The sequence below is a fragment of the Lonepinella sp. BR2271 genome (assembly GCF_051851515.1).
Classification (GTDB): Bacteria; Pseudomonadota; Gammaproteobacteria; order Enterobacterales; family Pasteurellaceae; genus Lonepinella.
Genome location: NZ_JBPDVF010000031.1, coordinates 1 through 557, shown reverse-complemented (window position 1 = coordinate 557; position 557 = coordinate 1). Strand labels below are relative to the sequence as shown.

Below are 557 nucleotides of genomic sequence, written 5' to 3'. Positions count from 1 at the left end.
GGGCGTATGCAATACGCCCCTTGTATACAAAAAACAAAGTATAATAGGCACCGAAACCCAATAAGTTATCCACAGCTTGAACGCCCCTAGAGCATTAAATCTCGTGTCGTAGCGAAAGGCGTGGGTAGCCACTTATCCAAAACCGAACGGTTGCTCTGTTCACAAAACCGCATAATGCAAGGATGGTTACGATGAGTACAATTTACTGTGGTATCGATGTTGCTAAAGATACTTTTGTTGTTGCTTTTACCAGTGGTAAATCTACCACGAAATATAACAATTCCGCCAGTGGAATTGCCCTGTTTATTCAAGACTTGGCAAACAAAGTTCAAAAAGAGAACCGCACTCTCGGCTTGACCGTGCTTGAAGCCACGGGTGGGCTGGAAAGTGAAATTGCCAATGCCTTGACGCTCGCTCAGTACAGAACGACTGTGATCAATCCGTACAAAGCGAAAAAATTTGGCGAAGCCATAAGCTCGGGTAAAACCGACCCGAAAGACGCTCAACGTCTTGCGGCTTACGCTTGTATGCTAGACTCTCAAGGCGAAAGCGAAGTG

1 protein-coding gene is annotated in these 557 nt (G+C 45.8%); it reads left to right on the top strand.

Annotated features, from left to right (window positions below; genetic code table 11):
* Window positions 1–191: 191 nt before the first annotated feature.
* Window positions 192–557: IS110 family transposase (locus ACTG7X_RS11060; protein ID WP_439258493.1), on the top strand; the 366-nt coding region annotated here is incomplete at its 3' end.